General features: G+C 40.4%; 8 protein-coding genes and 3 pseudogenes. 3 read left to right on the top strand and 8 right to left on the bottom strand.

Annotation, left to right across the window (positions count from 1 at the left end; genetic code table 11):
• The 8 genes and pseudogenes from IQ229_RS09875 to IQ229_RS09840 form a co-directional block, all read right to left on the bottom strand.
• Positions 1-245 (bottom strand): annotated as a pseudogene (locus IQ229_RS09875) (phage terminase large subunit family protein); the annotation flags it as partial.
• 10 nt (positions 246-255) lie between these two features.
• Positions 256-474, bottom strand: coding sequence for a hypothetical protein (locus IQ229_RS09870; protein WP_011316696.1), 219 nt, complete (start codon positions 472-474; stop codon positions 256-258).
• Between the two features lie 61 nt (positions 475-535).
• A complete protein-coding gene (locus IQ229_RS09865; RefSeq protein WP_039744742.1) occupies positions 536-796 on the bottom strand; it encodes a hypothetical protein in 261 nt (86 codons plus the stop codon).
• Between the two features lie 8 nt (positions 797-804).
• Positions 805-1383 carry a hypothetical protein gene (locus IQ229_RS09860; RefSeq protein WP_194043270.1) on the bottom strand — a complete coding sequence of 193 codons (579 nt, stop codon included), beginning with the start codon at positions 1381-1383 and terminating at the stop codon, positions 805-807.
• Between the two features lie 22 nt (positions 1384-1405).
• Complete coding sequence (locus IQ229_RS09855; protein WP_029631351.1) at positions 1406-1804, bottom strand: hypothetical protein; 399 nt, start codon at positions 1802-1804, stop codon at positions 1406-1408.
• A 330-nt stretch (positions 1805-2134) separates the two neighbouring features.
• Positions 2135-2722: an HNH endonuclease family protein gene (locus tag IQ229_RS09850; protein ID WP_194043268.1), complete on the bottom strand. Its 588-nt coding sequence runs from the start codon at positions 2720-2722 to the stop codon at positions 2135-2137.
• Between the two features lie 16 nt (positions 2723-2738).
• A pseudogene (locus IQ229_RS09845) lies at positions 2739-3126 on the bottom strand (four helix bundle protein).
• Positions 3127-3176: 50 nt separating this feature from the next.
• Positions 3177-4421 carry an AAA family ATPase gene (locus tag IQ229_RS09840; RefSeq protein WP_194043266.1) on the bottom strand — a complete coding sequence of 415 codons (1245 nt, stop codon included), beginning with the start codon at positions 4419-4421 and terminating at the stop codon, positions 3177-3179.
• Positions 4422-4506: 85 nt separating this feature from the next.
• Here IQ229_RS09840 and IQ229_RS09835 point away from each other — a divergent pair, with 85 nt between their 5' ends.
• The 3 genes and pseudogenes from IQ229_RS09835 to IQ229_RS09825 form a co-directional block, all read left to right on the top strand.
• The gene (locus tag IQ229_RS09835) at positions 4507-5307 is read left to right on the top strand and encodes a peroxiredoxin-like family protein (RefSeq protein WP_194043264.1); all 801 of its coding nucleotides are present in this window, start codon (positions 4507-4509) and stop codon (positions 5305-5307) included.
• A gap of 136 nt (positions 5308-5443) precedes the next feature.
• Positions 5444-5779, top strand: a complete 336-nt coding sequence (locus IQ229_RS09830) for a DUF5674 family protein (RefSeq protein WP_194043262.1) — start codon at positions 5444-5446, stop codon at positions 5777-5779.
• A pseudogene (locus tag IQ229_RS09825) lies at positions 5779-5980 on the top strand (hypothetical protein); the annotation flags it as partial. The gene IQ229_RS09830 and the pseudogene IQ229_RS09825, both read left to right, overlap by 1 nt.

Below are 5980 nucleotides of genomic sequence, written 5' to 3'. Positions count from 1 at the left end.
ATATTGTAGTCAGTACGGGAAAGCTTTTCTAAGTACACTTCCCGAATTCGGGAAACTTGCGCCTTTACCTGTTGTACCTCCGATATTTGATTACCTGGAACTTGTTGCTTCCATCCAACCATCAATGCAACCGCCCCAATAACAGACAGCGCACTAACAGTTGAACAAACCGTCCACAGGGTAACATTTACCTTTTTCTTTCTGCGACTTGGCTGTTTATTTCGTACAGGTGTAGGAGTAAACATAATTTACCCCTCACGTATTATCAACAACCAACTGCAACTGAGGGCGCTTGTTTAACTCTCGCGCGATCGCAATTCCCGCACCACCCACAACTATCCCGGTTAGTAGCAACAGAGGATGCAAGGCAAGGGTCGCCCCCACTCCCAATAATTGTCCCACCATCCCAGAAACACCCAGGTTCATTAACAAACCACCTGCCGTGTTAACCAAAAAGTCAAATGCTGCACTCATACCTGCTCCCTGGCAATAATGCGACTAAAATCAGTAATTCCCTTGATGAGAGAAAAGTTGATTAGGTTTTTTGTTCGTCCCTGGTAAACCAAATTATTACTAGTGCCAGAATCAAGCCAACTAATTCACCTATACCCACACCAATCAAAATTGGTTGAATACTCGGAATTTCCTGTCTCTCTTGAGTTGGGGGAACTGCTACCCACGTCCCAATCACAGTCCCAGCTACTACTGAAAGTAAATTTATACCAACTGCCTGGGTAGATGTCTTTCTCAAGTTGAGTAAACTCTCATCCCGTATTTGATAGCAGATGGGTAGCATTTGAGCTACTATTTCTTCGGAGATTGCGCGGTTTTCGGCTGCGAGGACTTCAACTGTCTCGGCTGCGGTGTCGATGTACCGACTAACAGTGGATGAGTCTCTTCCCCCCAGTTCACTTTGCTGAAAAAATCGTTATCGATGCGCGAGTTAATTCGCTCTTGCGCTTCATCGTAACCAGGTGGAACGGAAGTATTACCTTCACCAAGTAAACTGCTGCCATGAAAAACAAATTCTTCTAGAGCAAGTGTGGAAGATTCAAGCACCACCTTATGGCGTAATTCCCCTAACTGAATACCCCTATCTGCATCTCGGTAAAGTATTCCTACAAAGCTGTCGGGCAAAGCTTGTTCTGGGTCTATTCCAAATCGCTGTTTGATGTACTCGCGCTTGTCGAACTTATGTTCGCCTACTTCTGATTTGCGATCTGCGCTTCGCAGCAGCGCTTCGCTATCGCGCATTGCAATCAAGTGCTGCGCTGCTTCTTCAAGGGACATACCTTCACGAGAGGCTATCTCTTTGAGTTGAACTAGCTGCTGCTCAACAGTTTCGTCAAGTGTATCATTTGGCTGCAAAGCTAAATCCAACAACCGACAGCAGGTACGTACTATATCAGGCGACACCTGCAAAGTCTCTGCCACTTTGTTGATATGCTTCATTTCGCTCAATTCTCCTAATTACTGCTTGCACAATTGGGTTATTTTTTTCTTCATCAGATATATGCTTAGTCAAAAAATCATAAAGGCTTACGTCATTGACTTTTTGTAAATAAGCATCTAAGCCACCAGCAGGAATCACCTGCTGTAAATATTCCTCACAAGTCAACCGCCGAATCTTGATAGCGACGTAGAAAACATCCGCAATCTCGACTGTTGTTGCATCAAAATATCCTCCCCGCTTTCGTGGTTTGACTATACCAGCATAGGGATACCACCGTTGTAAAGCGGCAATAGAAATCCCATATCTTTCGGCAAGTGTTTTCTGGGTGTATATAACGTTTTCACATATCATCAAACTCAATTCCAACTGAAAGACTTCATCAATTGAAAGCAAATTAAACTAGCACCTTACCAAACTGCTTGTAAATTAAAAAATAATTTACAATTTATGTCACTTTAGTACAGGTATAGCTCAACTCAGATACAACTAATCTTCAGTTACTCTCCTACTGAACTGCACACTTGCCAAGTTACACACTGCCTATTGATAATGCAAGCACGTTTGTATATATGATTAAAAAAATAGAAAAATTACTTTTTTAGTAAAAAAGTACTCTAACAGAAATATATAACGCTATATATACCTAATAGCCTGTGACAAGTTCATCGGACTTTTACCCATTTATTCTTGTTGAGAAATAGCCTGCTGCTGTTTCTTTATCGCACGCGCTATCAAAGGAGCTTTTTTTTCTAATCCTTGTAGAGTCAAATCTCCATCCAAATAAAGTTGATACCATTGTTGACGCTGGCGCAAGGCTCTTTCATCATCCCGTAACCGCAACCGTTCCAAAGTAAATTCTGCCTTTTGACGTTGTTGCGGAGGAACTTTATCTGTTAGTACTAATTGTAGAGAAGGAAGCAAAATTTCAAACCAATCTTCTCCCAAATCAAAAGGGTCAAGTACCTGGTCATCAAGTGTACCTTTACTACTATTAATCCAAGCAGAAGCAAAGCGTAAATTGCTCCATTCGTAAGCTAAATTGCGATAATTTTCACGGCTGCGATAATGGTCTACTGTACCAACTGGTTCATACATAACGCTATAGCCACACAGATTATTAAATCCATCAGCTAAATCACTTTTGAAAGGCGACCAATAATCTCTGGTTCCTTTTTTAGGGTTTGGATTTTTTGCCAACCAAGCATTTCCTGGTTGTCGCACTTTTTTATCAAAATCAGGTGGTTCTGGAGGAGGATTAAATGGCATCATTGTAAGAATTCAGGAGTCAGGAGTCAGAATTCAGAATGGAATTAGCATAACCTGTTAGTAATTTACTAACCTCCTCAAGTTGAAGCATTAATCCTGATGTGTCACCGTAGTCAAGGTATGAGTGAAAGAATTAGATAGTAGCGGCATTCCTCTACAGAGCCTTGTGCAATGTTCATAAACCGTACTTTGTCTGTTGCTCCCTTTTTCTTGAATCCTTCCCTACGGGACGCTCCGCGAACAGATATATTTGCTGGAATAGAAATTGCTGCTCGTCTAAACTGAGAGGTAAGCCCATAGATTTCCGTTTTAGGAAATTGACCTGTAAATTGATATACACATAAAACAAACTTATGTGCTTTCTGCCAAACTATCAAGTCTTGGAATGTCTTGGCTGGTTGTCTCATTTATTCTGGCTCCTGAATTCTGACTCCTGAATCCTTACTTATCATCTGTGTTATACCCCTGATAATCCAGAATTTCTTTTCTCCGTTGTAACTATCCAACGGGGCCAAAATGGGTCATGTCCTGGTAAAACTCTTTGAAGTTCCTGATGAATTTGTGTTGGTATTCTCAGATTTTCTGGAAACTCATTCATATCATCATCACGCATCCAAGCCTCTGCTGCTTCAATTGCGATTTCTGCTTCTTTGGAACGGGCTTGTTTGAGTCCAAAAATGTCTGAGGTTAACCATCCAACTATGTCCCCTTGTTTTGACCAAGGTACTTCGTCAAGGCTAACCTCTGTATCTTGTAATTTAAATAAAAATAGTTTATCTTCTTGCTCATTAAAATTTGGCTCTAAGGAAGCAAGAACAAGTGGAGAATGAGTAGTTACTAAAGCCTGTATCTTCATCCTGGGTTGTAATTCTGTCACCACAGATAAAATAGCTGGTAAAATCACCCTCTGCCAACGAGGATGTAAATGAGATTCAATTTCATCAACTAGTAAAACTATCTGATTTACTGGCTTTTGTTGTCGCAGTTCGGAAGCTTTTTTATGTTCGTACCAAGTCCACACTAGTAAATAAGCTAGTCCCAGAATACGCTTCATTCCGGCTGATGTTTGAGTAACAGGAACATTCCCGTAAGGTAGGTTCACTGTAGGAATATCGCGCACGTCTTCAATAGAAACTCGCGTTGTTTCTCCCACTTCTATCCATTCGGAAGGGTGAGGTGCAAGTTTTTTAATGACATTAGAAAAGAGTTCAAATGGATATTTATTGGGTTGATTCTGCCATGTAACCCAATCTTGAATTAGACCATTACAAATAACTTTACCTTTTGACTTTAATCCATTCCAAAGTGTATTTGGATTAAAATTATAAGCAATATCGCGTTGGCGAGCAGGGTCAAAAACAGAAAAACTACCATCAACCCGCACATAAATAACTACTTCTTTTAATAAAGGCGGCATTTGTAAATTACGCCATTGCTGTTCAGAAAAATCAAACTGGCTCTGATACTCTCTTATATTTTTTTTATTGCTAACTACGGCTGTAATTTGCGGATTTTCACCTCTGACTCGCTGTGGGTACGCTGGTTGCTCCGCCCAATTTGTAGTCATCACCCACCATGCAATATCAAGTAAAAAACTTTTACCTAAACCATTATCACCCGTAAATATATTGAGCCTATCGGCAAATGCGACATCAAAATGGGCAGCAGGACCAACTTGTTGGAGGTGAAGTTCTTTTAACATTTGGCTCTCATACACAAATTTATATTGATCAACTTACTTCTTGTAAATTAAAATTGGATAGCTCAATAGCAGTTAATCATTTTTAATGAATCCCTACAATATCCTTAATCAGACTGAACTTCAGTGTGTTAGTGATGGCATGACCCGACCCCTACTAGAAAATTGCGAGACTGCCTCACATATCCTGATTTTAGTCTGGCCACAACTTGGGGATTTTGATAGCCTTGAATATGCATGGTGGTTACAGCGCAAAGCTAAAAAATTGACTCCTGAAAAACTCACTATTCGTGCAGTGGGAATTGGCTCACGCACCTCTGGAACAAGATTCTGTCAATATACAGGATTTTCACCGGAAAATTTATTTGTTGAACCCAATGCAGAATTACATCACCAACTTAAACTTTATTCAGGTCTGAATCTGACTCTACCTGGACTTTCTGTGTCTCATCAAGCTTGGCTAAATCTAATGTTAATGTGTGCAGGGTTTGGAAGTCCAGGAACGCTAAGAGAAGTTTTTCGGGGATACAGGGGAGATCGTCAAGCGCCTCAACTCATTGAAGATGATGAAATTATTCAAGATACTCCTCTACCTGCTTTTAAAGGCTCGTTTTTCCGATTAGCTGGCGGAAATGGTTTTCAACGTCCCTTTGAATTAGCAACTCTACGGCTACGTAATATGGTGGAAGTTCTGAGCAATTGGCACACTTATGTACCAAATTCTGCCTACTTAACTCAGCGCGGTGGAACTTTTTTGTTTGATAGTAAAGGCCAGTTACTTTACTCTCATCGAGATCCAGGAATTCTGGGCTTTGCTGCTAATATGAGTCAGCCTTTATCATTTTTATCCTTTCTCGAAGCAAATAGCTTTACGATGGGTGATGCGTAAAGGCCCCGAATGCGCTTTGCTAAATTCGGGGATATAAGCGAACTTTCCTGAATTTATTCATCAGTGTTCAATTGTTTGGCGTGATTCATTTATCTATGGAATGATCCTGTTGATTGCTACTTGGGACTAAATTCAATTGATTTTAATAATCCGTGAGTCTGCTAGTCGTGACGAAATAGACGAAATGGTGAAAACTTGGGATGTATTCATTAAAATAGCAGTAGACATCGAACGCAAAATTCTTGCAGGTGGTGGCGTTCGCCATTACGAATGTGAACAAGAGTTACTTAAAGACGGTAGCAGACAACGAGATATTTGGGGTGTTGATTGGTCTCCTTTGACTCAGGAAATCGTGTTTGAGTCAATCATCAACATTCGCCCAAGCCAGAATAACCGTAGTATGATAATACAGTCTAACCAAATTCGAGAACAAGTTAGCCAAATTACCAAGCAATTGCTAGGAGGATTGTAATGCCTAACTGGAGTGCAATTGAAGCGAGTTTTTTACGTCAATCCTACGCGCAACAATTAGGAGAATTGGCAGCAAGTTTGGCACGCCTTAACTCTTGGTCACAAAAGAGTGCAATTCGTGAATTAGTTCCAATATTGTTGTCAGAAAGTTTGTTGTACGTGTCTTTAATACAACAAAAAAGTGAAATAAATAATGTTGAAT

This window comes from Nostoc cf. edaphicum LEGE 07299 (assembly GCF_015207245.1).
Classification (GTDB): Bacteria; Cyanobacteriota; Cyanobacteriia; order Cyanobacteriales; family Nostocaceae; genus Nostoc; species Nostoc edaphicum_B.
The sequence above is the reverse complement of the archived record's forward strand: the minus strand, read 5'-3'. Positions and strand labels throughout refer to the sequence as shown.